This is a genomic window from Streptomyces sp. MRC013 (assembly GCF_023614235.1).
Lineage (GTDB): Bacteria > Actinomycetota > Actinomycetes > Streptomycetales > Streptomycetaceae > Streptomyces.
The window spans coordinates 5,043,133-5,067,337 of the sequence record NZ_CP094264.1; the positions used below are offsets into that span (position 1 = coordinate 5,043,133).

Genomic DNA, 24,205 nt, shown 5'->3' on the forward strand with positions numbered 1-24,205 from the left:
CCGGACGCGGACGGAGGGGGCGCCCCGCCCGGCGAGGGGGCGCCCCGGCGGGGAGCCGGTCCTAACGGAGCGCGGCGCGCGCCACGTACACGGTGTTCGCCGCCGTGCCGCCCCGGAGGGGGTTGGGGAAGGCCACCACGTGGGCCTCCGCCTCCGCGAACACCTCGGCGAGCGCGGCGGTGAAGGCCCCGTCCGGCGGGTCGTCCGACCACAGGGCGAAGACCCCGCCGGGTCTCAGGTGCCCGGCGAGGGCCCGCAGCCCGGCGGGTCGGTAGAGCGCCGCGTGCCGCGGGTGCAGCACGTGGCGCGGCGAGTGGTCCACATCCAGGAGGACGGCGTGGAAGCGGCGCCCGGGCCGCCGGGGGTCCAGGCCGCCGGGGTCCGCGGCGAGCGCGAAGAAGTCGCCGTGCACGAAACGGCACCGGGGGTCGCCCGTCAGCGCCGCGCCGAGCGGGACGAGCCGCCGCCGGTGCCACTCGACGACCTCCGCCAGCGCCTCCACGACCACCAGGGACCCCACCCGCGCGTCGTCCAGCGCCGCCCGCGCGGTGTACCCGAGGCCCAAGCCGCCCACCGCGACGTCCAACGGGGCCGCGGTGTCCGGCAGCGCGGCGAGCCCGAGCCGGGCGAGCGCCACCTCGCCCTCGGTGAAGAGGCTCGACATCAGGTACGCGTCGTCGAGCTTCACCTCGTACACGTCCGCGCCCGACGCCGGGTCGCGGCGGCGCCGCAGGCTGATCTCGCCGATCGGGGTCGGACGCCAGTCGAGCTCCTGGAATCGCACGCTCACCCGCCGGACGCTACCGGACGGTCCGCCCGGTCCCGGTCACCACGCCGTGAGGAGGACCCGGCCCGGCCCGGCTCCATCGGCCGGTCCGGGCCGACGCCTTCCCGACAGGTCCCGACAGGTCCGACAGGCCCTGACGGGTCCCGTCCGATCCGGGCCGGGGCCGGGCGGACGGACCGGTGCGGTCGGGTACGGGCCGGGCCGTACCGCGTGGTCCGGGCCGGACCGAGCCGCCGGGCCGCACCACCGTGCCGGGTCGTGCCGCACCGCCCGATCCCGCCGGAACGGGGGCCCCCGCCTCGCCCCGCCGGGACGGGGACCCCGCCGGGCCGCCCGGCCCAGCCGTACCGCGCCGTGCCGCCCCGCCGCTCAGCGGCCGTCCCCGGCGGTCTCGCGGAGGGCGAGGTTGGCACCGGAGCGCGGATCGAAGACGTGCATGCCCGACGTGTCGACGTACAGCTCCGCCCGGCCGCCCTCGCGCACCCGGGTCGCCGTGCCGAGCCGGGTGGTGATCCGGTGCCCGCCGCCCCCCGCCTCCGAGGCCCCGGAGTCCGCCGCCAGCTCCGCGAGGTCCTCGCTCGACGCGGGCTCCCAGCCCTCCTCCGTGAAGTGCGCGTACACGTCGGAGCCCAGGGACTCCACGACGTCCACCGTCGCCGTGAACCGGGCGCCCGGCAGGTCCGGGTCGACCAGCGCCGCGTCCTCGAACGCCTCCGGCCGCAGGCCCACGATCAGGTCCCGCGGCGCCCCGGCCCGCTCCAGCCGCCGGCGCGTCTCCGCGTCCAGCGGCACCTCCCCGACCGCGGTGCGCAGCAGACCCCCCTCCACCACGGCGTGCAGGAAGTTCATCGCGGGCGATCCGATGAAGCCGGCCACGAACAGGTTCCGCGGCTGTTCGTACAGGTGCTGGGGCGTGCCCACCTGCTGGACGACGCCGCCGCGCATCACCACCACGCGGTCCCCGAGCGTCATCGCCTCGGTCTGGTCGTGCGTCACGTACACGGTCGTCGTGCCCAGCCGCTGCTGGAGCCGGGAGATCTGGGTGCGCATCTGCACGCGCAGCTTCGCGTCCAGGTTGGACAGCGGCTCGTCCATCAGGAACGCCTTGGGGTTGCGGACGATGGCGCGGCCCATGGCGACGCGCTGCCGCTGGCCGCCCGACAGGTTCGCCGGCTTGCGGTCCAGGTGCTCGGTGAGGTCGAGGATGCGGGCGGCCTCCTCGACCTTCTCCCGGATCACCGCCCCGTCGGTCTTCGCCAGGCGCAGCGCGAAGCCCATGTTCTCCCGCACGCTCATGTGCGGGTAGAGGGCGTAGCTCTGGAAGACCATGGCGATGTCGCGGTCCTTCGGCGGCTTGTCGTTGACGACCCGCCCGCCGATGCGGAGCGTGCCCTCGGTGATGTCCTCCAGGCCCGCGATCATGTTGAGGGTCGTGGACTTGCCGCACCCGGAGGGCCCCACCAGGATGACGAACTCCCCGTCGGCGACGGTCAGGTCGACGTCCCGCACGGCCACGGCGCCGTCCGGGTACCTCTTGGTGATGCCCTCGAGAACGATCTCGGCCACGGTGGGTGCTCCTTGGAGGGGGTGCCGTAGGGGAGGGGGTCGGGCGGGCCGCCGGTCAGCCCTTGACGGCCCCCGAGGTCAGCCCGGCGACGATGCGCCGCTGGAACAGCAGCACGAAGACGACGATCGGCACGGTGATCACCATCGCGGCGGCGGCGATCGAACCGGTCGGCTCCTGGAACTGGCTGCTGCCGGTGAAGAACGCGATCGCCGCCGGCACGGTGCGCGCCGACTGCGTCGAGGTGAGGGAGATCGCGAAGAGGAAGTCGTTCCAGCAGAAGATGAAGACCAGGATCGCCGTCGTGAACACCCCGGGCGCCGCCAGCGGCGCGATCACCAGCCGGAACGCCTGTGCGGGCGTCGCCCCGTCGACCTTCGCCGCTTTCTCCAGGTCCCACGGGATCTCCCGGAAGAACGCCGACAGGGTGTAGATCGCCAGCGGCAGCGAGAAGGTCATGTACGGCAGGATCAGCCCGGGCCAGGTGTCGAACAGCCCCAGCGCCCGCTCGATGTCGAACAGCGGCGACACCAGCGAGATCGGCGGGAACATCGCGATCAGCAGCGACAGCCCGATCAGCAGCCGCTTGCCGGGGAAGCGCAGCCGGGCCACCGCGTACGCGGCCATCGTGCCCAGCACCACGGCGATCACCGTGGCGATCAGCGCGATGCCGATCGAGTTGACCAGCGCCCGGGTGAACTCCGACGTCTCGAAGATCCCCCGGTAGTTGTCCCACGTCCACTTCGCCGGTACGAGCCTGCCGTCCGTGAGCGTCGACGGGTCCTTGAAGGACAGCGCCGCGATCCACCACACCGGGAACAGCGCGTACGCCACGACGACGACGTTGGCGACCGTCCACCCGGCCGCGTTCCGCTTCCCCGTGCGCGCCATCAGCGGACGCCCTCCCCGGCTCCGGGGGCGGCCGCCCCGAACAGTCTGACGAACGCGAAGGCGATCAGCGCCACGCACAGGAAGATCAGTACGGAGACCGCCGACCCGATGCCGAGGTTGAGCGCGGTGAAGAGGTTGTCGTAGCCGAGGATCGACACCGAACCGGTGCCGTGCGCGCCCGCCGTCAGCACGAAGACGGTGTCGAAGACGCGGAACGCGTCCAGGGTGCGGAACAGCAGCGCCACCAGGATCGCCGGCTTCATCAGCGGCAGCGTCACCCGCGTGAACCGCTGCCACCCGCCCGCCCCGTCCACCATCGCCGCCCGCAGCGTCTCCTCCGGCACCAGCGCCAGCCCGGCGAGCAGGAGCAGCGCCATGAACGGCGTCGTCTTCCACACCTCCGCCAGGATGATCAGGCCCAGCGCCGGCCACCGCTCCGTCAGCGGCGCCTCGCCGGCCGGCAGCAGCGCGGCGAGGTAGCCGGTGCCTGGCGTCCAGGCGTACTGCCAGGAGAACGCGGCGACGACGGTGACGATGCCGTACGGGACGAGGACCGCCGTGCGGACCGTGCCGCGCCCGACGACGGTGCGGTGCATCACCACCGCCAGCGCCATCCCGAGCACCAGCTCGACCGTGACGGACACGACGGTGATGAACAGCGTCACCCCGAACGCCTCCCACCAGAACGGCGACGACAGCACCGCCGCGTAGTTGTCCAGCCCCACGAACTCCGCCCGCCCGGGGAAGCGCAGGTCGTAGCGTTGCAGCGACAGGTAGACCGCGTGGCCGACGGGGTAGGCGGTCACGGCGGCCATCACCAGCACGGCGGGCGCGCACAGCAGCCAGCCGAGCCGGCGCTCCTGCCGCGCGCCCCCGGAGGGCCGCGCCCCCCGCCCCGCCGCCGCGCCGCCCCCGGTCCCCACCGCCGCCGCGCGCCTCACGGGATCAGCCCCTTCGACTGGAGGGCGTCCTCGATCTGGTCCCCGATGGTCTCCACGGACCGGCGGGGGTCGATCGCCGAGGGCGGGGAGAGGGCGTGGGCGATGACGATGGACACGTTCTGGTAGGCGGGGGTGCGGGGGCGGACGCTCGCGTTCTCCAGCGCCCGGCGGATGGCGCCGGCGAACGGGTAGCTCCGCACGAACCCCTCGTCGGAGTACAGCTCCCGCAGCGTCGGCGGCAGTCCGCCGTCCACGGCCGCCGCGATCTGGTTCTCCCGGTTGCGCAGGCACAGCGCCGCCTCGAACGCCTGCCGGGGGTGGCGGGAGTACGCGCCGACCGCGAGGTCGTTCCCGCCGATCGTCGGCCTGGCGGGCCGCGAGGCGTCCACCCTCGGGTACGGGGCCCAGCGCAGGTGCTCGAACAGCCGCGGGTTGTTGGCCTTCATCGACGGGTGGACGAAGGGGTAGTTCAACTGGAACGCCGCCCGCCCGGACTCCATCGCGAGCCGGTTCTGGTCCTCCATCTGGTTCGGCAGCGACGGGTCGGCCGCCGGGGACCTGGCGAGGTCCCGCATGATCGTGGCCGCCCGGACCGCCGGCCGCCCCAGCGAGGGGGCGGTCGCCGCGGCGTCGAGGACGGAGCCGCCCGCGCTGGCCACGAGCGTGTTGAACCACACCGTCAGGCCCTCGTACTGGGCGCCCTGGACCTCGACGAGGTGCGGTCTGCCCTCGGCGGCCAGCCTACGGGCGGCGGCCAGCATCTCCGCCCAGGTGCGCGGCGGCTCGTCGACGAGGTCGGCGCGGTACCAGAGCAGCTGTGTGTTGGTGGTGTACGGGACCGCGTACAGCCGGTCCTTCCACATGCCGGTCTGGAGCGGCACCCGGAGCGTGCCCCGCTCGGCGCGGCGGCGCGCCTCGCCGGTCCACGGCCGGATCCAGCCCGCCTCGGCGAACTCGGCGGCCCAGGTGACGTCCAGGCCCATGACGTCGATGGAGGAGTCCTCGGCCGCCAGCCTGCGCACCAGTTGCTGCCGCTGCCCGTCGGCGGTGCGCGGCAGCTTGTGGTACACGATCCGGTAGCGGCCGTCCGACGCGCGGGTGCAGTTGCGTGCCGCGGCGTCCAGCGCCCCGGAGTCGTCGGGGAAGTTGTACCAGTTCAGGACCGGGGGGCCGGTCCGCCCGTCGGAACCGCAGGCGGCCAGCGGCAGGACCGACAGCGACAGCGCCAGCAGGACCCGCAGTCCGCGTACCGCGCCGCGCCCGCGCCCCCGGCCCGGCGCGCGGCGCCTCGCGACCGCCCCGGTGCCGCGCCCGGCGGCCCGTCCCGGCCGGCGCCGGGCGGTGTCTTCCCGGACCTCTCCTGACATGGGGCCGACGGTAGGCCCCGGCGGCGGCCCCGGACGCGCGGCACAGGCGGCCGGGGCGCACGGCCACCCGAGTGGCCGACGCCTCCCGGCCGGTCCCCGCCCGCCGGCCCCGCACCGGGGCGTGGAGCGGAAGCGGACCATGCGCACGGGGTGCCCCGGCATGCCGCCGAGCCGCACCGTCCTCTCGTCCGGTCGTTCGGCCGGGTTCACCGGGCCGCGCACGTCTTCGGTCCGTGAAGGGGTGCCGGGGGCGCTGCCCGTGCGGGCCGGTCGGCGGGAGGGACCGGCCCGGGACCACGGGCCCGGCACCGGGTGCCGGTCACGGCCGTCCGCCGGCGGCCGGTGCGAGGACGGCCCTCGCGGGAAGCGCACGCTTCGCCGCGCGGGCCGGCGGCCACGTGCCGCCGGAGAGCCGCCTCCTACGGGAGGGGGGACGGGCGGGCCTGCCCGCCCCGGATCGTCCCGCCCGCTCGTCCCGTCTTCGCGGCGCCGGCTTCCTGGGGCCGGTGGCCCGCGCCCGTCCCGGCGGGCGGGAGGGGGCGGGGGCGGCCGGTGACCGCGAGCAGCGCGGCCGCCGTCAGGCCGAGCACACCGGCCGCGAGGAGCTGGACCCTGTGGTCCAGGGTGGCCACCAGGGCCGTGCCGACGAGGAGGGCGCCACCGCGGCATCCTGCGGCCGCGGCCCGTCCGGGCCTCAGCGCGGTGGCCGTACGCGGACCGGGCCCACCCACAGCAGTCCGCCGCCGCGGGCCGGATCCCGCCGGCAGGACCCGGCCGGTGCGGCCGGGCCGGTTCGCGGCCGGGCGTCGTGCGCGCGGCGGCCGGCGTCGTACGCCGCGCGCCGCGCCGGGTCGCGCAGCACCCCGTACGCGGCGACCACCGCGGCGAACCGCCCGGCGGCCGCCCGGCGGCCGGCCTCGTCCCGTCCGGGGAGCCGTCCGGGTGCAGCGCGCGGACGAGCCGCCGGTAGGCGGAGGCGATCTGCTCGGCCGACGCCGCGGGCGCCACCCCCAGCACCGCGTAGGGGTCGTGCCGGACACCGCCGTCGTCCCGTTCCGTCGTCACCGTCGTCACCTCGCAGGGGTCGGTGCGGGCGCCCCTCCCCGGCCGGGTCCGCGCCGGACGTCGGTCAGCCGAGGGGTCAGACCCACCAGCAGCGTCACCACGTCACATCCTCGCTGTCAGCCGAGGGAGCGCCGGTCGTGGTCGCTGGCCCGGCGCAGCTCGTCCGTCCGCCGCGCCACGTCCTCGACCCGCGCGGCCAGCTCCGGGTACCGGCCCCGCAGGTGCGGGCCGGCGTCGGCGAGCGGGCCGATGAGGCCGGCCGCGTCGTCGCCGGCGAGCGCCTCGGCGATCCGGCCGATCGGCGACCGGGCCTGCCGGGCGAGATCGTCGAGCGCGGTGATCTGCCCGGCGAGCTGCCGCAGGTCCGCGGCGTTGCGCCGGGCCCACGCGCTCACCGACCGGTCGGCGGCCCGCCGGTCGCGGGTCGCCTTGACCCGCTGGTCGCCCGTCGCGCCGCGGCCGCCGCCCGGCCGCAGACGCAGGTACCGGCGCTCCGCCGCCTGCCGGCTGGCCACACCGAGCGGGCCGGCGAGGTCGGCCCAGCTGGCGCCGGCCGTGCGGGCCGTCTCGATGAGCGCGGGCTCCCAGTCCGCCAGCCGCCGCCGCACCTCCCGGAGCAGCAGCAGTGCCGCGAGGGCGTCCTCCGCGCCCGGCGACGGGGACCCCGGACCGGTCCGCCCTCCGTCCACCGGGGTGCCGTGCGCCGTGCGGATCGCCTCGTCGATCGTGCTCAGCGCGGCCGCGGCGGCGACGAAGGAGCCGGGGGCCGGTACGTGGGGCGCCGGCTGCTCGGCTTCGCTCACGGAGCCTCCTCCACGGGACGAGAAGTCATCGTTCGGATGACGGGAGAGGTTGTCATCGTTTCGATGACATGTTACAACGGGAGACAGGTGAACGCATTGGCATGGAGTGTCCGAACCAGTGGAGGTGTTTCACGATGTTGATGCGCACCGATCCGTTCCAGGAGATCGACCGGATCGCCCAGAGGCTCCTCGGTACGTCCGGGACGTGGACGCGGCCCACGGCGATGCCGATGGACGCGTACCGCGAGGGCGACGAGTACGTGATCGCCCTGGACCTGCCCGGCGTGGACCCGGACGCCATCGACGTCGACGTCGAGCGGAACATGCTGACGGTGAGGGCCGAGCGCAGGCCGCAGGCGAAGACCGAGAACGTGCAGATGGAGCTCTCCGAACGCCCCCTGGGCGTCTTCTCCCGCCAGGTGATGCTGGCCGACACCCTCGACGTGGAGAACATCAAGGGCGACTACGACGCGGGCGTGCTGACCCTGCGGATCCCGATCGCCGAGCGCGCCAAGCCGCGCAAGATCGCCATCAGCGCCACCGGCGACGGTTCGCGCAGGGAAATCGGCAGCTGACCGGAGTCCGCTCACAGCGCGGACGGGGGCGGTGCCCCGCCCCCGTCCGCAGGCCGGAAGGGGCGTGCGATGCGGATGAGATGGGAGTCGTTCCTGGACTCCGTCCGGGAGCGCGGCGAGTACGCGTCGCCGCACGAGGCGGAGCGCGCCGCCAGGGTCGTCCTGGCGCTGCTCGGCGCGCACCTGGTGGGTGAGGTGCGGGCCGAACTGGCCGCCGGACTTCCGGAGACCTTCGAGGTGATCCTCCTCAACCCCCTCCAGGCCGCCGAACCCCTCTCCCCGGAGCGTTTCACCCGCGCCACCGCGGCGTGGATCGAGGGAGCCACCGAGGAGACCGCCAAGTGGGACGTCGGCGCCGTGCTGAGCGTCGTCGCCGACGCGGCGGGCGAGGACCTCACGCGCCGCGTCCTGCTGCAGCTCCCTCCGGGGTACGACCTTCTCTTCGGCCGCCCGCGGGCGGCCTGACCACCACCGACGACACGCGGTCGCCCGCGGGCGCGACCGGGGAGGAAAGGCTTTCCAGCATGACGTGGCAGGAACTCGTGGACCGCATCCGCACCGCCGGCCGCTACGACTCCGACGCGGAGGCGGAACGCGTCCTGCGAGCCGTGCTGACCGTACTGGGCGGCCACGTCGTCGGCGACGAACGCTGCGAACTGGTACGGGTCCTGCCCGCCGAGGCCGGCGCCCTGCTCGCCGCCCAGGTCCCGGTCACGGAGCCCGTCACCGCGCCCGGGTTCGTCGACCGCGTCGCCCGCGCCCTCGCGCCGTTCACCCCCGCCGAGGCCCGCTGGGCCACCTCCACGGTCCTGACCGTCGTCGCCGACGAGGCGGGCGACGCCCTCACCCGGCGGATCCTCGCCGGCCTGCCCCGCGGCTACGCGCTCCTGTTCGGTCTGGCCGAACTGGCCCCCGCCGCCTGACGGTCCGTCACCGCCCGTCTCCCGCGCGGGACGTCCGGTGGGAGGCGAAGGAGGTGCTGGGGGCGCCGTGCGTACGCGGGACCGCCACCGCGGGCGCACGGCGCGGGGCGGCGGGCGGGAGAAGCGGGAGCGGGAAGGCGGGGCCGGGCGCGGACCCGGCGCCGTGTGACCACCCACCGGGTCCGCCCCACCGGATCCATCCCACCGGACTCCAGGGCCTCGCCGCCCGACCCGCCCCCGGGCCGCGCCGACCGGCGCCGCCGCCCCGGCGGGCCCGCCGGTGAGCCCGGACGCCCGGCGTGCGCCGCGTCGGCGCGGGAGCGCCGTCCGGGCCGTTTTCTGTCGGGACTCGCGGGACCCCTGGGGCCGCCGGGGCCGCCGGGGCGCGTTCGGCGGCGTGCTCCGGGGCCTCGCCGGGCGGGACGTCCCGCCCGGCGGTCAGTCGTCCAGCGGGCGGAAGTTGCGGGCGAGCGCCCAAGCGGCCACCCGCTCGCCCGTGCGGGTGCCGACCGTGTTCGCCGTGCGGGTGTGGATGCCCGCCCAGGTGCGGGCGCCCACGCAGTCGCGGTTGTAGGCGCGGGCGGAGTCGTAGTACCGGGTCTTCCCGGCGAGGACCGAGGTGATGCGCAGGTCGAGGTGGGAGTCGCCGGACAACAGCGTCAGCGTCCGGGTCAGGGCGCCGGCGGTGGTGGTGTGGCCGCTGAGGTAGTCGGGGTGCGCGGGGGTCTGGAGGAACGGCTCCCACCCGGGATCGGCCTCGGTGAGCGGGTTGCCGTCGTGGTCGGCCTCGCGGATGGCGGTGACGGGCCGCCAGGTGCCGTAGTGCAGCTTGGCGTCCCAGGCGGCGATCACGGCGTCGGCCTGGACGGTGTTCACGGCGGCGAACAGCCGGGCCGTGTCGACCAGGTCGAGGCCGTCCCGGGCGGCGCGGTCGGCGAGGGCGCCCTGCAGGTCGAGTTTGGTGAAGAACTGCGCCGTGTCGGTCTGCGAAGGGCTCCGCACCGGGCTGTCCTTCGCGCCGTACGCCTTCACCTCGTTCAGGTCGGCGGCGTACCGGGCGGATGTCAGCGCGGGCGGCGGGCCGGGGCGGAACCGGTCGGGGCGGTCGACGAGCAGCGGACGCAGCCGCGCCAGCCACGCGGCGGTGAAGGGGTGGTGCCCGGGGGGCGTGGGGCGCCACACCCCGGGGGCGGGGAGGCGCCGGGAAGGCGACCGGGGCGCCGCGGCCGTCGTCCTTCCGCAGTGCGATGACGCGTTCGGCCGCGCGACGGCCGAACGCCACGCCGGCCCTCTCCGCCGGCCCGTCGGGGACCGCGGCGAGCGAGTCGGCGTAGGCGGCCCTCAACCGGTCCTCCGTCTCCGGGAAGTAGTGCAGCAGCACGCCGTGGGCGGCGGCGGCCGCCGCCGCCGTGGACGACGCGGCGCGGGGGCCCCGCGCGTTCCAGCGGTACGGCTCGTACCGGCCCTCGATCCCGACCACCGCGTTGTACATGCCCGCCGAGACGAAGGCGTGCCAGACCGCCTCCTCCGGCGGGGTCAGGCGGCCCCCGGGGTCGATGATGTCCGCCGTCAGCCGCGCCCAGTCGGCGATGACGGAGCCGGAGGCGGCGGCAGGGGAGGAGCGCGGCGCCCGCACCGTCGGCGCGGGGACCGCCGCGACCGCCGTCAGTCCCAGCAACGCGGCCGCGGCCGCGAGGGTCCGGCGTGGTGACGGTCTCGTCTGTGTCTTTTGCATGTTTCTCCCCTGTTTAGATGGTTTTTCCCTACTTTCGACGTCCCGGCGGGCGGCGCAAGCGCCCTCGCCGCCCCGGCCGCCCCGGCCACCCGAACGGATCCGGCCGAAGGGCCGGTGCCCGTTTAGTGCGAATAAAGGCAATTGCTGAAATATTACTCATTTGCGGCGTTCGGGAAGGCGGTGCGGAGTCCGCGGGAGGGGCGCGGCCCGTGACGTCGGTCACGGCGACGGGAGGCGGAATTCCCCGTACTTCGCACCGTCAAGCGGAATTCACCGTCCCACGGGTCCGCAATGGATCACCGAAGAGAATTCCGGGTCTTGTTCCACCCGGCGGGTTTCGTTTACGGTCACCGTCATTCCGGAGGGAACGCCGAATCCTGCCGCCTTCCGGACCCCGGAACTCACATATCCGCGTCCGGCAGGAGCGGGGGAACCAGGTAAGCCGCCGATCCGGCGTCCGGAACGGCTAGGGGTGAAGTCGCGGGCGACCGCGGCCGGGCATCTCCCGCCCGAACCCGACAGCTCACCTCGCAGGCGCCGGAGAGGAACGCCCCATGCCCCCTCAGGGTAAGCACCGCCGTCCCAGGAGCAGTCGACTCAGCCGCGGACTCGCCGTCGCGGGTACCGGCGGGGCGGCCCTCGCCCTGCCCCTGACCGGCACCGTCACCGCCTCCGCCGCGCCCGGCGCGGCGCCCGCCGCGGTCGTCGCGGCGAAGCCCGCCGCCGCTTCGGCAGCCGCCGCCGAGGCCGCCAAGCCCGTGACGCACACGGTGGCCGCGGGCGACACCCTCTCCGGCGTCGCCCGCGAACACTCCGTGAGGGGCGGCTGGAAGAAGCTGTACCGGGACAACAGGAAGGTCGTCGGTGACGACCCGTCACTCATCCGGCCGGGTCTGAGGCTCACCGTCGGAGCCGAGGCGCCGGCCGCGGGGAAGACCGCCGCGAAGCGCTCCGCGCCGGCCCGCGCCGACCGCTCCGCGGCCCGTGCCGCCGTCGCCCCCCGCCGCGGCGAAGTCGTACACCGACGACCTCGACGGCTGGATCAGGGAATCGCTCGACGTCATGGCCCGGCACGGAATTCCGGGGACGTACGAGGGAATTCACCGCAACATCATGCGCGAGTCCTCCGGAAATCCCCTCGCGATCAACGGCTGGGATTCGAACGCCGCCGCCGGGACGCCCTCGAAGGGCCTCCTCCAGGTCATCGACCCCACGTTCCGCGCCTACCACGTGCCGGGTACCTCCTCGGACCCGTTCGACCCGGTCGCCAACATCACCGCCGCGTGCAACTACGCCGCCGACCGGTACGGCTCCATCGACAACGTCAACGGCCCGTACTGACCGCTCCTTCCGGGCACCGTCCGCCGGTGCCCGGAAGGAGCGCGGCCCGTCCGCCCCGGCCGGGAGGCCGGGTGGGGAGAGGGGCGCGGCACCTCCGCGGGGGAACGGCGGCCCGTCACCGGGGCGTCACCACTCCGGGTCGTCGAAGAGCGGCGGCACCTCCGGAGCCGCCGCCCCGCCCGTCGGCGGCTGCTCCGTCCACATCACCTTGCCGCCCGGCGTGTACCGGGTGCCCCACCGGCCCGCCAGCTGCGACACGAGGAACAGGCCGCGGCCGCCCTCGTCCGTGGTGGCCGCCCGCCGCAGGTGCGGGGAGGTGCTGCTGGCGTCCGAGACCTCGCAGATCAGGTTCCGGTCGCGCAGCATCCGCACGTGGATCGGTGCGGAGCCGTACCGGATCGCGTTGGTGATCAGTTCGCTGAGCACCAGCTCGGTGGTGAACCCGATCTCCCCGAGCCCCCACCGCTCCAGCTGCCGCCCGCACGCCGCCCGCACCGGCGCCACCGCCGACGGGTCGGGCGGCACGTCCCACTCGGCCACGCGGTCCCGCGGCAGCAGCCGGGTGCGGGCCACCAGCAGGGCGATGTCGTCGCGGCGGTGCGGCGGCAGCATCGCGTCGAACACCGCGCGGCAGATCTCCTCCGGTGTCCGCCCCGGCGCTCCGGTGAGCGCCTCGCGCAGCATCCGCAGCCCCGCGTCGAGGTCCCGCTCCCGGTGCTCGATCAACCCGTCCGTGTACAGCACCAGACGGCTGTCCTCGGGGAGGAACACCTCGCACGTCTCGAACGGGCCGCCCCCCAGGCCCAGCGGGGGGAACACGGGCAGGTCGGGGAAGCCCACCGACCCGTCGGGGCGTACCACGGCCGGTGCGAAGTGGCCCGCCGACGCCATGCAGCAGCCGCCCGTCACCGGGTCGTAGATGGCGTACAGGCAGGTCGCCCCGGTGATTCCGGAACCGGCGTCCTCCGCCTCCTCCTCGTCGATCCGGGACACCAGCTCGTCGAGGTGGCCCAGCAGCTCGTCCGGCGGCAGGTCGAGCGCGGAGAAGTTGTGCACCGCCGTGCGCAGCCGGCCCATCGTCGCCGCCGCGTGCAGGCCGTGCCCCACCACGTCCCCGACGACGAGCGCGACCCGCGCGCCGGACAGCGGGATCACGTCGAACCAGTCGCCGCCCACCCCGGCCTGCGCCGGGAGGTAGCGGTGCGCCGTCTCCAGCGCGTCCTGCTCGGGCAGCACCCGGGGCAGCAGGCTCCGCTGGAGCGTCACCGCCATGGCGTGCTCCCGCGTGTACCGGCGCGCGTTGTCGACGGCGACCGCCGCCCGCGCCGCCAGCTCCTCCGCGAAGGCCAGGTCCTCCTCGTCGAACCGCCCGGAGGGCGCCGAGCGCCAGAAGTTGGCCATCCCCAGGACGACCCCGCGCGCCTGGAGCGGCACGGTCACCAGCGAGCGGATGCCGTACGCGAGGGCCACGTCGGCGCCCGCCGGGTCCTGCTCCCGCCAGCCGTGCGCCACGGTCAGGTCCGCCTCCAGCACCGCCTTCCCGCGTGCCAGCGCCGCGGCCATCGGCGTCGTCGGCACGTCGAACCGGATCAGGTCGCCGACCGGCTGGAGCGGGTGGTCGTCCCGCACGCCGCTGACGGCGGCGCGGCGCATCACGGTGCGGGCCTCCGTGGGCTCCTCCCCCCGCAGCACCGGGTCCGGCAGCTCGACCGTCACGAAGTCCGCGAACCGGGGGACCGCGACCTCCGACAGCTCCTGCGCCGTCCGTGCGACGTCCAGCGTCGTCCCGATCCGCACGCCGGCCTCGTACAGCAGCGTCAACCGCTCCCGCGCCACCGCGGCCACGCCCGTCACGGCCCGCAACTCGGTGGTGTCGCGGAGCGTGGCGACGGTGCCGGACGGACCGCCGTACGGGTCGGTCGGCCGGGTGTTGACCGCGAGCAGGCGGTCGCCCGCGAGGTGCACCTCGTCGGTGACCGGACGGCCCGACGCGAGCAGCTCGGAGGTGTCGCCGGCCAGGCCCAGGTCGGTGACGTGGCGGCCCTCGGCGTCGGCGGGCAGGTCGAGCAGGCGGCGGGCCTCGTCGTTGGCGAGGGTGAGCCGGCCGTCGCCTCCGACGATCAGCACCCCCTCCCGCACCGCGTGCAGCACCGCGTCGTGGTGTTCGTACATCCGGGTCATCTCGGCCGGGCCGAGGCCGCGTGTCTGGCGGCGCAGCCGCCTGCTCACCAGGGCCGCGCTGGCCGTCGCCAGGACCAGCGCGCCGGCGCCCGTGCCGAGGATCAGCGGCAGCTGCCGGGCGGCGGCCTCGCCGACGTGATCGACCGACACCCCGGCGCTCACCAGGCCCACGACCGCGCCCCGGTCGTCCGTCACGGGGACGACGGTCCGCGCGGCGTCGTGCGGGCCGCCCTCGAAGAGCTCCGTGACCGCCCGGCCCCGGGCCGCCTGCCCCGTGTCCTCGGCGCGGGTGCCGACCAGGCCCGGGTCGCTGTCCGCGATCCGGACGCCCTCCGGGGTCAGGACCGCGACGAAGTCCACGCCCGCGCCGCGCCGGGCGTCCACCGTGTGCCGCTGGAGGGCCTTCGCCGGATCGGCCGACCGGAGCGCGGCGAGGGTGCCGGGGGCGTCCGCGAAGGACTCGGCCGCCGCGCGCGACCGGTTCCGCGCGTCGCGTTCGCTGTCGTACCGGGCCTGGTACGACAGGGCCGTCACCGCGGCGACGATCAGAGCCAGGGCCATCACGACCTGGAGGAGGAGCACCTGTCCTGCGGCGCTGCGCGCGCCTGGGAGCCGCCTCCAGCGCCCGGACCGTCCGAGACGGCCGCTCTTGCCCCTCATGCACCATTTCTAACACCGGCCGTGTTCTCCCGGCGACCGCGCGCACACCGCCGCCCCGCCCGGGGCGGCGGGTCCGGCGAGGGGGCCGGGGCGCCGTCCGGGGGCGGACCCCCTTCCGGGCGCGGGGGCCGGGCGGGACGCCGCCCCGCGCCCGGAAGGGGGCCGCCGCCGGGGCCGGAACGCACGGACCGGTGGCCCGCACGAGGCGGACCACCGGTCTGGGTGGAGACGGGATCAGATGATGCTCAGGCCGTACGCGCTCAGCGCCTCGGTGACGGGCTGGAAGAACGTGACGCCACCCGAGCGGCAGTCGCCGCTGCCGCCGGAGGTGAGGCCGAGGGCGGTGGAGCCGGCGAACATCGCGCCGCCGCTGTCGCCGGGCTCGGCGCAGACGGTGGTCTGGATGAGGCCGTAGACGACGTCGCCGTTGCCGTAGTTGGCCGTGGCGTTGAGGCCGGTGACGCGGCCGCTGTGCAGACCCGTGGTGGAGCCGCTGCGCTGGACGGTCTGGCCGACGTAGGCGTTGGCGGCGCCGGTGATGTCACGGTACGTGCCGTTGTACAGGTAGACCCGGCCGTCCGCCGCCGACGGGTTGGCGTGGGTGATCACGCCGTAGTCGTTGTTCGGGAAGCTGGAGGCGGCCGTGCGGCCGAGCGCGGCGGTCTTCGACGAGTTGGTGTACCAGGTGCTGGTGCCCTCGGTGCAGTGGCCCGCCGTCAGGACGTAGGGGGTGCCGCCGCTGGTGCGGACGTTGAAGCCGAGGGAGCAGCGGCCGCCGTTGTTGCCGTAGATGGCCTGGCCGCCCGCGATGAGCTTGTTGAGCTTGCCCGGGGCGCGCTTGACCTCCACGGCGCCGGCCTTGTCGCCCGCCGCCTTCTTCAGCTTGGCGATCTCGGCGGCCGAGACGGTGGAGTCGGCGGTGATGACCAGCTTGCCGGACTTGGCGTCGGTGTACCAGGCGGTGCCCGCCACGTCGGCGTCGAGCACGGCCTTGCTGACCTGGGCCAGCTCGGCGACGCTCGCGCGGGTGACGTCGGGGGCCTGCGCCCCGGCGCTCGGAGCGGCAAGCGCGGTGGCGGTGACCAGAGCGGCGGCGACGGCGGTCAGGCGCGCGCCTCTCGCGAGGCCGTTGCGGGGAGTGAAGCGCTTGAAGTTCACTGCGTCCTCCGGTGGGGGATTCACGAGCCCGTTGGGTGGGCGGGCCCGGCAGGCCGCGCCGACGGACCGGCGATCTCCGGTCGTCGACATGTGCCTGACAAGTTGTGGTGCCGGGAATACTTGCGTCCGGTTCACCTCCCCCGCAAGGCCGTCTTTCGGCCACTCTGCAAGACCCCCGGAAAACCCGCCGGACGGCCGGTTCCGCGAGGGTGCGCCGACGGGGTCCGGTGCTGCCGCACGACCGGGGGGCCGTCCGCCGCCCGAGGGGCGGCGCCCTCGCCCGCGAGGGCCGCGCGGGGCGTGCGGACGGCGGGCGGGTTGGTCGTTCATGCTGCTCAGCACCGGACGGGCGGCCCGTCACCGCATGTTCCGCCGGGGTACTCCCGGCGGGCACGGCCGTCCCGCCGGTTCCCCGCCGGTGGGACGGGGAAGCCTGCGGTCCGGAGCGGCGGACCCCTCGGGGCGGCCGGTCGGACGCCGACCCCTTATGCGGAGGTCGCTCTCGTTCGTCCCGTACGCCAGGTGTCTTGATATCGCCTCTGGACGTCCGGTGTGCGGAACCGGGCAACCGGATAGACCGTCACCAGGCGATGGGCAGCGCCTCCGGGCCGCGGATGAGCGCGCTGCGCCGCCACGGGACCTCCTCGGCGGGCACCGCGAGCCGCACCTCGGGCAGCCGGTCCAGGAACATCTCCACGAGCAGCTCGATCTCCATCCGGGCGAGCAGCGCCCCCGTGCAGAAGTGCGGTCCGTGCCCGAACGACACGTGCGGGTTGGGGGAGCGGTCGAAGTCGATCCGCTCCGGGTCGGGGAACACCTCCGGGTCGCGGTTGGCCGCCAGGTACGACACGTACACCGCGTCGCCCGCCGCGATCCGCACGCCCCGCAGCTCCACGTCCTCCAGCGCGATCCGGGCCAGCCCCACCGACGAGCGGTGCGGGATGTACCGCAGCAGCTCGTCCAGGGCGCGCGGCCGCACCTCCGGCTCCTCCCGCAGCCGCTCCCGCAGCCGGTCCCGGGTCAGCAGCAGGTACAGCATGTTGCCGCAGTTGTTGGTGACCGCCTCCCCGCCGATCTGCACCGGCCCCACCAGCCCGACCGCCTCCTCGGCGCTGATGTCGCCCGCCGCGACGGCCGCGCCCAGCAGGGACAGGATGTCCTCCCCGTCGCCGGGGTCCGCCGTGCGCGCGGCGATCTCCCGGGCGAACCACGCGTACATCTCGTCCTTGGCGCGGCCGGTCGCCGCCGCGCCGTTCGCCGGGAAGAGGATCTCCTCCACCCAGCCGCTCATCCGCTCCCGGTCGGCTTCCGGAACACCCATCAGCTCGCAGATCACCGTGGTGGGGAACGGTCCCAGCACACGTGCGATCAGGTCCGCCGGCGGCCCGTCCCGCAGCATCCCCTCCATCAGCGCGTCGAGCATCTCCCGCGCCCGCCCGCGCAGCCGCTCCACGCCGCGCGCGGAGAACGCGGGCGCGACGGCGCGGCGCAGCCGGTTGTGGTCCGGCGGTTCGGCGAACGCCAGGGAGCCGGCCTTCGGCTTGAAGTGCGGGGCGAGCCGGGTGACGGCCAGGCCCGGGACGGGGGCGCGGCTGAAGCGCGGGTCGTTCGTGACCGCCTTCACGTCCTCGTACCGGGTGACCAGCCAGGCCCAGCCCTCCCCGTGCGGCAGCCGGATCCGGGTCACCGGCCCCTCCCGCATCAGCTCCTCCAGCACCGGGTCGAACTCGGTGGCCCTCAGGTCCAGTGCCGGCCAGAACCGCACGGGCGGCGGCCCCAGGGGCGGTCGTGTGACGGTGTCCTCGATCACGCGCGTGTCTCCGTTTCCTCGGCGGGACGGGGGCGGACTCCCCTCCCCACCATCCGTCCCGGGCGCGCGGACCACCCGCCGGACTACTCCGGACGGCCCGTGCCCGCCACCCCGAAGCGCCCGCCCGGCGGACCCTCCGGCAGGCACCGACTCCCGTCGCCCCGCAGCCGTACGGCCGTACCGTCGGCCGTCGTACGTCCCGGCGCCGGCCGTCGTACCTCGCGGTGCCGGGAGCCGTACGGTCACGCCCCTCATCGTCGTACGGCCGCTCCGCCGGTCGCCGTACCGTCGTCGTACGGCGGCGTCACCGGCCGTCGTACGGCCGCGGCGCCCGTCGTACGGCCGTGCGGCCGTACGACGTACGTCCACTCCGTCAGTCGTCGTAGGTCCGTACCGCCGACCGTCGCACGGGCGCTCCACCGGTCGCCGTACGGCCGCGGCGCCGGGCGTCCTGCGGTTGCGGTAGCGGCCGTCGTGCCGGAGCGGCGGCGGCCCACCGCTGCCGGCGGTCCGCCGCCCGGGGAGGGGGCGCGCGCACCGGGCGCCGGCATCCCGCGGCCCCCGTCGCCGCACGGCTCCGTCGCTGCCGTTCCCGGACGGCCGGGCCGCCGGGAACCCCGGCGTCGGTCGCGGGGCGGACCGGATCCGCGGCCGTCCGGTTCCACGGGAAGGGGAACCTTGAGCGAACATCAGGCCACCACCCGGGACTGTGCCGAGAAGCCCTCTGAAAGGGCACTATGCTCGGCGCTCGTTGTCATATGATCTTCTTCGTTCGATGGGTTTGAGGGTGCTGATGGTCCGTGAGGAATCGTCGCCCGGAAGTGGAAGCCCGCGGTCCGCGGCATCTTTCGTGTGGCTGCTGCCCGCCGCTCTGATCGCCGCCGCCACCGGGGTCTCGGCGGCCGTGATGGAGGCTTCCGCACGGGGACCGGTCGCGGTCGCCGGAGGGGTGTCCGCTCTCGTTCTCGCGGTGCTGGGCGGTGAGGTCGCACGTCGGGGACGGACGATCGGCGAACTGCGCGGCGCCGTCGCCGCCCGCGACACGGCCCTGGCCCGCCGGCACGCCGAGACCGCCCACCTGGCGGGGACGCTGCTGCCGGACGTCGTCCGGAGGCTGCGCGCGGGGGAGTTCCCGCAGGACCTCCTCGGCTCACTCACCGCCCCCGAGGACCACCGGGCCGTCGTCCGCGTGGTCGTCGACGCGGTCGCCGCCGAGGAGGACCTGCGCGAGTCCGCGCAGCGGGCCTTCGTCAACATCGCCCGCCGCGTCCAGGCCATCGTCCACCAGCAGGCTCAGGAACTGCGTGCGATGGAGGACCGGCACGGCCACCGCCCCGAGGTCTTCGGCGACCTGCTCCGCATCGACCACGGCACGGCCCTGATCGGCCGCCTCGCCGACTCCATCGCGGTCCTCGGCGGCGCCCGTCCGGGCCGCCAGTGGAGCAGGGCCGTCCCGCTGTACAGCGTGCTGCGCGGCGCCATGTCGCGGATCATCGACTACCAGCGCGTGGAACTGCACTCCGTCACCGAGGTCGCCGTCACCGGCCCCGCCGTCGAGCCGCTGATCCACGCGCTCGCCGAACTCCTCGACAACGCCACTCGCTACTCCCCGCCGCAGACGAAGGTCCACCTGACCGCCGTCGACGTGCAGTCGGGCATCGCCGTCGAGATCGAGGACGGCGGCGTGTCGATGAGCGAGGAGGCGCGCAAGCGCGCCGAGCGGATGCTCCGCCAGGCCCAGCAGGGCATCGACCTCAACGACCTGGGGGAGACCCCGCGCCTCGGCCTCGCCGTCGTCGGCCGGCTCGCGCAGGCGTACGGCTTCCAGGTCTCGCTGCGCTCCTCCGCGTACGGCGGTGTCCGGGCCGTCGTCGTCGTCCCGCAGGAGCTGGTCACCACCGTCGCCGCCGCCTCCGGCCTCGCCCACGGCATCGGCGCCTCCTCCGTGCCCCGCGCCGCCGTCCCCGCGGCTCCCCCCGCCCCCGCCCCCGCTCCGGCCCCGGCCCCGGCCCCGGTGGAGCGTCCCGCCGAGATCCCGGCGGCGGGCGGAGAGGCCCCGCCGGTGGTCGCGCGGACCACCGCGAACGGCCTGCCGCAGCGCCGCCGCAGAAAGCCGCTCGCCGAGTCGCCGCGGGCCGAAGCCGCCACACCGGCCGCCTCCTCGGACCAGGCGTCGTCGGCGCCCGCGACCCCGGCTCCCGGCCAGGAGCCGTCACCTCAGGTGCAGCCCGGAATGTGGCTGGCCGCCTTCCAGAGCGGCCTGTCCGGGGAGCCCAACGACGCAAGCAAGGGGAAGTCTCAGTAATGATCAAGCAGCAGGCCAATATGGACTGGATGCTCAAGGACCTCGCGGAAGGCGTTCCGCAAACCCGACACGTGGTCGTGCTCTCCGCCGACGGTCTGCGCATGGCCCAGTACGGCACCGACCACGACACCGCCGACCGGCTCGCCGCGGCCTGCGCCGGACTCCAGTCGCTCGCCGGGGCCGTCGCCTCCGAACTTCCGCGCGGCGACGGCCGGATGCGGCTCGTCGTGATCGAGATGGACGGCGGCTTCTTCTACCTCATGGCCGCGGGCGCCGGCGCGTACCTGGCCGTCCTCGCCGACGAGGGCGTCGACGCGGGGCTGATGGGCCAGCGCATGCGGGACCTCGTCCTGCGCATAGGGGAGCACCTGAGCAGCCCGCCGCGGCAGGACGGGCAGGGCGCCAGGTGAGTGGAGCGGGCGGCGGTGACTGGGAGGAAACCAGTCCCGAGCGGCTCTACGTGATCACGGGGGGCGCAGCGGCGGGACGGCACCCGCCGAACTCGACCTCGTCACGCTGATCGTGGCGAGGTCCGGTACGAAACCGGGCATGCAGCCGGAACACGCGGCGATCGTACAGCTGTGCCAGTCACCGCTGTCCGTGGCCGAGATCTCCGCGTACCTGCGCCTCCCGGTCAGCGTCATCACGGTACTGCTCGGCGACCTCCTCGCCGACAACCGCATCGTCGTCCGCGCACCCGTCCCTCCGGCCCGACTCCCCGACCGCGCGTTGATTGAGGCAGTGATCGATGGACTTCAGAAGCTCTGAGCACGACGGCTCCGGGCAGCACGGCGGTGCGGTGCGGGGGGCCGCGCAGCGAGGACGTGCTGCCGGAGACGGCCACGACGGCCGTCAAGGTGGTGATCGTGGGCGGGTTCGGCGTCGGCAAGACCACCTTCGTCGGCTCCGTCAGCGAGATCCGCCCGCTCACCACGGAGGAGACGATGACCCAGGCCGGGGTCGGCGTCGACGACCCCTCCGGCGTCGACGGCAAGACGTCGACCACCGTGGCCATGGACTTCGGCCGGATCAGCATCAACCAGGAGCTGGTCCTGTACCTCTTCGGCACACCCGGCCAGGAGCGCTTCTGGTTCCTGTGGCGCGGTCTGTTCGAAGGCGCCCTCGGCGCGGTCGTCCTCGTCGACACCCGCCGCCTGGAGGTCAGTTTCGACGTGCTCGGCCGGCTGGAGGAGCGCAGGGTGCCGTTCGTCGTCGCCGTCAACACCTTCCCGGACGCGCCCGCCTACCCGGCCGAGGAACTCCGCACCGCCCTCGACCTGCCGCCGTCCGTCCCGATCGTCCCCTGCGACGCCCGGAGCCGCGGCTCCAGCAGGGACGTCCTGATGACGCTGATGCGCTACCTGCACACCCTCGCCACGACCCAGGAGGCGTCATGACCGCCCCCCACCCCGAGCCCGGCCCCGGCCTCACCCCGCCTCCCGGCTGCCCCGCCCACGGAACCGGCCCCCACACCCTGCGCCGCGTCTACGGCCCCGAGGTCGAGCGCGACCCCAAGAGCCTGTACGAGGAGCTGCGCCGGCGGTACGGCCCGGTGGCGCCCGTCCTCCTCCACGGCGACCTGCCCGCCTGGATCGTCCTGGGGCACCGGGAGAACCTGGAGGTCATGCGGTCGCCGTCGCGGTTCTCCCGGGACTCGCGGCTGTGGAAGATGTTCCGCGAGGGCCGGGTCGCCTTCGACTCGCCCCTGCGGCCGATGATCGAGTGGCAGCCGATCTGCGTCTTCGTCGAGGGGCAGGAGCACGAGCGGCTGCGCGCGGCGGTCACCGACAGCCTGGAGCAGTTCGACCGCCGGGGCATCCGGCGCCACGTCATCCGGTACACCAACCAGCTGGTCGACTCGTTCGCCGGGCGCGGCGAGGCGGACCTGATCTCCGAGTTCGCCGAGAAGCTGCCGATGCTGGTGATGACGCAGCTGCTCGGCATGCCGGAGGAGTACGGCCCCCGGCTGGTCGACGCGGCCCTGGACCTGATGAAGGGCACCGACACCGCCTTCTCCAGCAACGAGTTCGTCGTGGAGACGCTCCGCACGCTGACGGAGCGGAAGAAGGGGGAGCCGGGACACGACCTGGCCAGCCGGCTCATCGGCCACGAGGCCGGCCTGACCGACGACGAGGTCGTCGGGCACCTGCGGCTGGTACTCGTCGCCGCCAACGAGACGACGGTCAACCTGATCGCGAACACCCTGCGCATGGTGCTGACCGACCGCCGTTTCCGGGCCAACCTGACCGGCGGTCACATGACGCTCCCGGACGCCCTGGAGCAGGTCCTGTGGGACGCCCCCCGCTCTCCGTCGCCCCGGGCCGCTGGGCGACCGGTGACACCGTGCTGGGCGGGCAGAGGATCCGGTCGGGCGACATGCTGCTGCTGGGCCTGGCGGCGGGCAACGTCGACCCGGAGATCCGCCCCGACCTCGACCGGCCCCTCCACGGCAACCGCGCCCACCTGGCCTTCAGCAGCGGCCCGCACGAGTGCCCCGGGCAGGACATCGGCCGCGCCATCGCGGACACCGGCATCGACACCCTGCTGGCCCGCCTTCCCGACGTGCGGCTCGCCGTGGCCGACGGGGACCTCCAGGTACGGGCCGCCTGGCTCTCCGGGCGGCTGGAGGCGCTCCCGGTCGAGTTCACCCCCCCGGTGCCGGTGGGGAAGGAGGCGGCGAGCGCTCCCCGGGACTTCGCCTCGACCACGCCGGGTCCCGCGCCCGACCCCGCGCCCGCCCCCCGGCCGGTTCCGAGCCACTCCTCGTCCCTCGCCGGTCAGAGCGGAGGATCATGGTGGAAGTCACTGTTCCGTTAAATCGGGGAGAACTTTGCCGACGTGTCCGGTGTGACAGGAGTCGTCCTGTTGGCGGGGCGCACGCAGGTGACTACTATGCGCGATAGTTGATCACTTCTGCGGCGGGGGTGGCGTCCTGGGGCGCACCCCGCGCCCGGTACGCGTCGCGGTGGCGACGAGAGGGAGGCCATTGTGGGTTCCGGACTGGTGGTTCCACCGATCTTCTCCCCCATCCCACCGGCGATCCACCCCTGTCACGTCCAGGCCGACGTGCAGACGGCGGCGTGGGCGGAGGCGTTCCGCATAGGCTCCGACGGGCTGCGCGGCCGCCTGGTGACCCAGTCGATCGGGACGTTCTCCGCCCGGATCCTCCCCGAGGGCCGGGCGGAGGTGGTCTCCCCTCCTCGCCGACTTCGTCCTGTGGCTCTTCGGCGTCGACGACGGCCACTGCGAAGAGGGCGAACTCGGCCGCCGCCCGGGCGACCTGGCCGGGGAACTGCACCGACTGCTGCGCGTGGCGCAGAACCCGGAGGCCCCGTTCCTGCTCGACGACCCGCTCGCCGCCGGCCTGCGCGACCTGAGGCTCCGCGTGGACCGGTACGGGACACCGGGCCAGGCGGCCCGCTGGGTGGACGCCCTGCGCGAGTACTTCTTCTCCGTCGTGTGGGAGGCGGCGCACCGCCGCGCCGGCACCGTCCCGGACCTCAACGACTACACGCTGATGCGGCTCTACGACGGCGCGACGTCCGTGGTGCTCCCCATGCTGGAGATGGGGTACGGCTACGAACTCCAGCCGCACGAGCGGGACGCCACCGCCGTCCGGGCGGCCGCCGAGATGGCGTCCTTCATCATCACCTGGGACAACGACATCCTCTCCCACCACAAGGAGAAGAGGGCGACCGGCTACTACCTCAACGCGCTGCGCGTGCTGGAGGACCGCGCCGGGCTCACCGAGGACCAGGCGCTGCGGACGGCGATCTCCCAGCGGGACCGGGTGATGTGCCTCTACATGCGGCTCACGGACCACCTCGCCGAACGGGGGAGCCCGCAGCTGCGGCAGTACCTGCGGAGCCTGGGCCACTTCATCCGGGGCGCCCAGGACTGGGGCATCACCTCGGTGAGGTACACCACGCCCGAGGACCCCGCCGACATCCCGTCGTTCTTCTGCGACACCCCCACCGACGACAGCAGCGAACCCCTCGACATACCCGCCGTCTCCTGGTGGTGGGACCTGCTGCCCCCGAGCGCGCGAGCCGCAGGCGCGCGCGGCACCGCACCGCAGACGGCCTAGGACGAAGAAGGA

General features: G+C 74.7%; 17 protein-coding genes, 5 pseudogenes and 1 riboswitch. Of the genes and pseudogenes, 10 read left to right on the plus strand and 12 right to left on the minus strand.

Annotated elements, in window-relative coordinates; all coding sequences use genetic code 11:
• Positions 1-61: 61 nt before the first annotated feature.
• The 8 genes and pseudogenes from LUW75_RS22925 to LUW75_RS22955 form a co-directional block, all read right to left on the minus strand.
• On the minus strand, positions 62-790 hold the full coding sequence (locus LUW75_RS22925) for a polyamine aminopropyltransferase (protein ID WP_250337300.1): 729 nt from the start codon (positions 788-790) through the stop codon (positions 62-64).
• 366 nt (positions 791-1,156) lie between these two features.
• Positions 1,157-2,353: an ABC transporter ATP-binding protein gene (locus LUW75_RS22930; RefSeq protein ID WP_250337301.1), complete on the minus strand. Its 1,197-nt coding sequence runs from the start codon at positions 2,351-2,353 to the stop codon at positions 1,157-1,159.
• 55 nt (positions 2,354-2,408) lie between these two features.
• Positions 2,409-3,242, minus strand: a complete 834-nt coding sequence (locus tag LUW75_RS22935; protein ID WP_250337302.1) for a carbohydrate ABC transporter permease — start codon at positions 3,240-3,242, stop codon at positions 2,409-2,411.
• Positions 3,242-4,165 carry a carbohydrate ABC transporter permease gene (locus tag LUW75_RS22940; protein WP_284453885.1) on the minus strand — a complete coding sequence of 308 codons (924 nt, stop codon included), beginning with the start codon at positions 4,163-4,165 and terminating at the stop codon, positions 3,242-3,244. Before LUW75_RS22940 ends, LUW75_RS22935 begins: the two co-directional genes overlap by 1 nt.
• A 14-nt stretch (positions 4,166-4,179) precedes the next feature.
• Positions 4,180-5,550 (minus strand): ABC transporter substrate-binding protein, encoded by a 1,371-nt coding sequence (locus LUW75_RS22945; RefSeq protein WP_250337303.1) that lies wholly within the window; start codon positions 5,548-5,550, stop codon positions 4,180-4,182.
• A 419-nt stretch (positions 5,551-5,969) separates the two neighbouring features.
• Positions 5,970-6,182: a hypothetical protein gene (locus LUW75_RS22950; protein ID WP_250337304.1), complete on the minus strand. Its 213-nt coding sequence runs from the start codon at positions 6,180-6,182 to the stop codon at positions 5,970-5,972.
• 304 nt (positions 6,183-6,486) lie between these two features.
• A pseudogene (locus tag LUW75_RS24790) lies at positions 6,487-6,624 on the minus strand (DnaJ domain-containing protein); the annotation flags it as partial.
• Between the two features lie 107 nt (positions 6,625-6,731).
• Positions 6,732-7,418, minus strand: a complete 687-nt coding sequence (locus LUW75_RS22955; RefSeq protein ID WP_250337305.1) for a type III effector protein — start codon at positions 7,416-7,418, stop codon at positions 6,732-6,734.
• Between the two features lie 134 nt (positions 7,419-7,552).
• On the opposite strand from LUW75_RS22955, the gene LUW75_RS22960 reads away from it, so the two are divergent.
• The 3 genes from LUW75_RS22960 (at position 7,553) to LUW75_RS22970 (ending at position 8,916) form a co-directional block, all read left to right on the plus strand.
• Complete coding sequence (locus LUW75_RS22960; protein WP_250337306.1) at positions 7,553-7,993, plus strand: Hsp20/alpha crystallin family protein; 441 nt, start codon at positions 7,553-7,555, stop codon at positions 7,991-7,993.
• Positions 7,994-8,062: 69 nt separating this feature from the next.
• Positions 8,063-8,458 carry a DUF2267 domain-containing protein gene (locus LUW75_RS22965; protein ID WP_250337307.1) on the plus strand — a complete coding sequence of 132 codons (396 nt, stop codon included), beginning with the start codon at positions 8,063-8,065 and terminating at the stop codon, positions 8,456-8,458.
• A 59-nt stretch (positions 8,459-8,517) separates the two neighbouring features.
• On the plus strand, positions 8,518-8,916 hold the full coding sequence (locus tag LUW75_RS22970) for a DUF2267 domain-containing protein (protein ID WP_250337308.1): 399 nt from the start codon (positions 8,518-8,520) through the stop codon (positions 8,914-8,916).
• A gap of 438 nt (positions 8,917-9,354) precedes the next feature.
• Here LUW75_RS22970 and LUW75_RS22975 read toward each other — a convergent pair whose 3' ends face one another.
• Positions 9,355-10,098: a vanadium-dependent haloperoxidase gene (locus LUW75_RS22975; protein ID WP_250337309.1), complete on the minus strand. Its 744-nt coding sequence runs from the start codon at positions 10,096-10,098 to the stop codon at positions 9,355-9,357.
• Between the two features lie 952 nt (positions 10,099-11,050).
• Positions 11,051-11,201: riboswitch (cyclic di-AMP (ydaO/yuaA leader) on the plus strand.
• 4 nt (positions 11,202-11,205) lie between these two features.
• On the opposite strand from LUW75_RS22975, the pseudogene LUW75_RS22980 reads away from it, so the two are divergent.
• Positions 11,206-11,992 (plus strand): annotated as a pseudogene (locus tag LUW75_RS22980) (transglycosylase SLT domain-containing protein).
• A 126-nt stretch (positions 11,993-12,118) separates the two neighbouring features.
• On the opposite strand, the gene LUW75_RS22985 reads toward LUW75_RS22980, so the two are convergent.
• From LUW75_RS22985 to LUW75_RS22995, 3 genes are all read right to left on the minus strand, one after another.
• Positions 12,119-14,833, minus strand: coding sequence for a SpoIIE family protein phosphatase (locus tag LUW75_RS22985; RefSeq protein WP_250337310.1), 2,715 nt, complete (start codon positions 14,831-14,833; stop codon positions 12,119-12,121).
• A 234-nt stretch (positions 14,834-15,067) separates the two neighbouring features.
• Complete coding sequence (locus tag LUW75_RS22990; protein ID WP_250337311.1) at positions 15,068-15,991, minus strand: S1 family peptidase; 924 nt, start codon at positions 15,989-15,991, stop codon at positions 15,068-15,070.
• Positions 15,992-16,571: 580 nt separating this feature from the next.
• Entirely contained in the window at positions 16,572-17,801 is a 1,230-nt protein-coding gene (locus LUW75_RS22995) for a cytochrome P450 (protein WP_250337312.1), read from the minus strand.
• Positions 17,802-18,594: 793 nt separating this feature from the next.
• On the opposite strand from LUW75_RS22995, the gene LUW75_RS23000 reads away from it, so the two are divergent.
• The 6 genes and pseudogenes from LUW75_RS23000 to LUW75_RS23025 all read left to right on the plus strand — a co-directional run bounded on the left by LUW75_RS23000 (position 18,595) and on the right by LUW75_RS23025 (position 24,193).
• Positions 18,595-20,106 (plus strand): sensor histidine kinase, encoded by a 1,512-nt coding sequence (locus LUW75_RS23000; RefSeq protein ID WP_250337774.1) that lies wholly within the window; start codon positions 18,595-18,597, stop codon positions 20,104-20,106.
• On the plus strand, positions 20,106-20,516 hold the full coding sequence (locus tag LUW75_RS23005; protein ID WP_250337313.1) for a roadblock/LC7 domain-containing protein: 411 nt from the start codon (positions 20,106-20,108) through the stop codon (positions 20,514-20,516). The genes LUW75_RS23000 and LUW75_RS23005 overlap by 1 nt, the downstream gene beginning before the upstream one ends.
• Positions 20,513-20,874: pseudogene (locus LUW75_RS23010) on the plus strand (DUF742 domain-containing protein). The gene LUW75_RS23005 and the pseudogene LUW75_RS23010 overlap by 4 nt, the downstream one beginning before the upstream one ends.
• Positions 20,875-20,930: 56 nt before the next feature.
• Entirely contained in the window at positions 20,931-21,503 is a 573-nt protein-coding gene (locus LUW75_RS23015; RefSeq protein ID WP_250337314.1) for a GTP-binding protein, read from the plus strand.
• Positions 21,500-22,923 (plus strand): annotated as a pseudogene (locus tag LUW75_RS23020) (cytochrome P450). Before LUW75_RS23015 ends, LUW75_RS23020 begins: the two are co-directional and overlap by 4 nt.
• A 171-nt stretch (positions 22,924-23,094) precedes the next feature.
• A pseudogene (locus tag LUW75_RS23025) lies at positions 23,095-24,193 on the plus strand (selina-4(15),7(11)-diene synthase).
• The last annotated feature ends 12 nt before the right edge of the window (positions 24,194-24,205 follow it).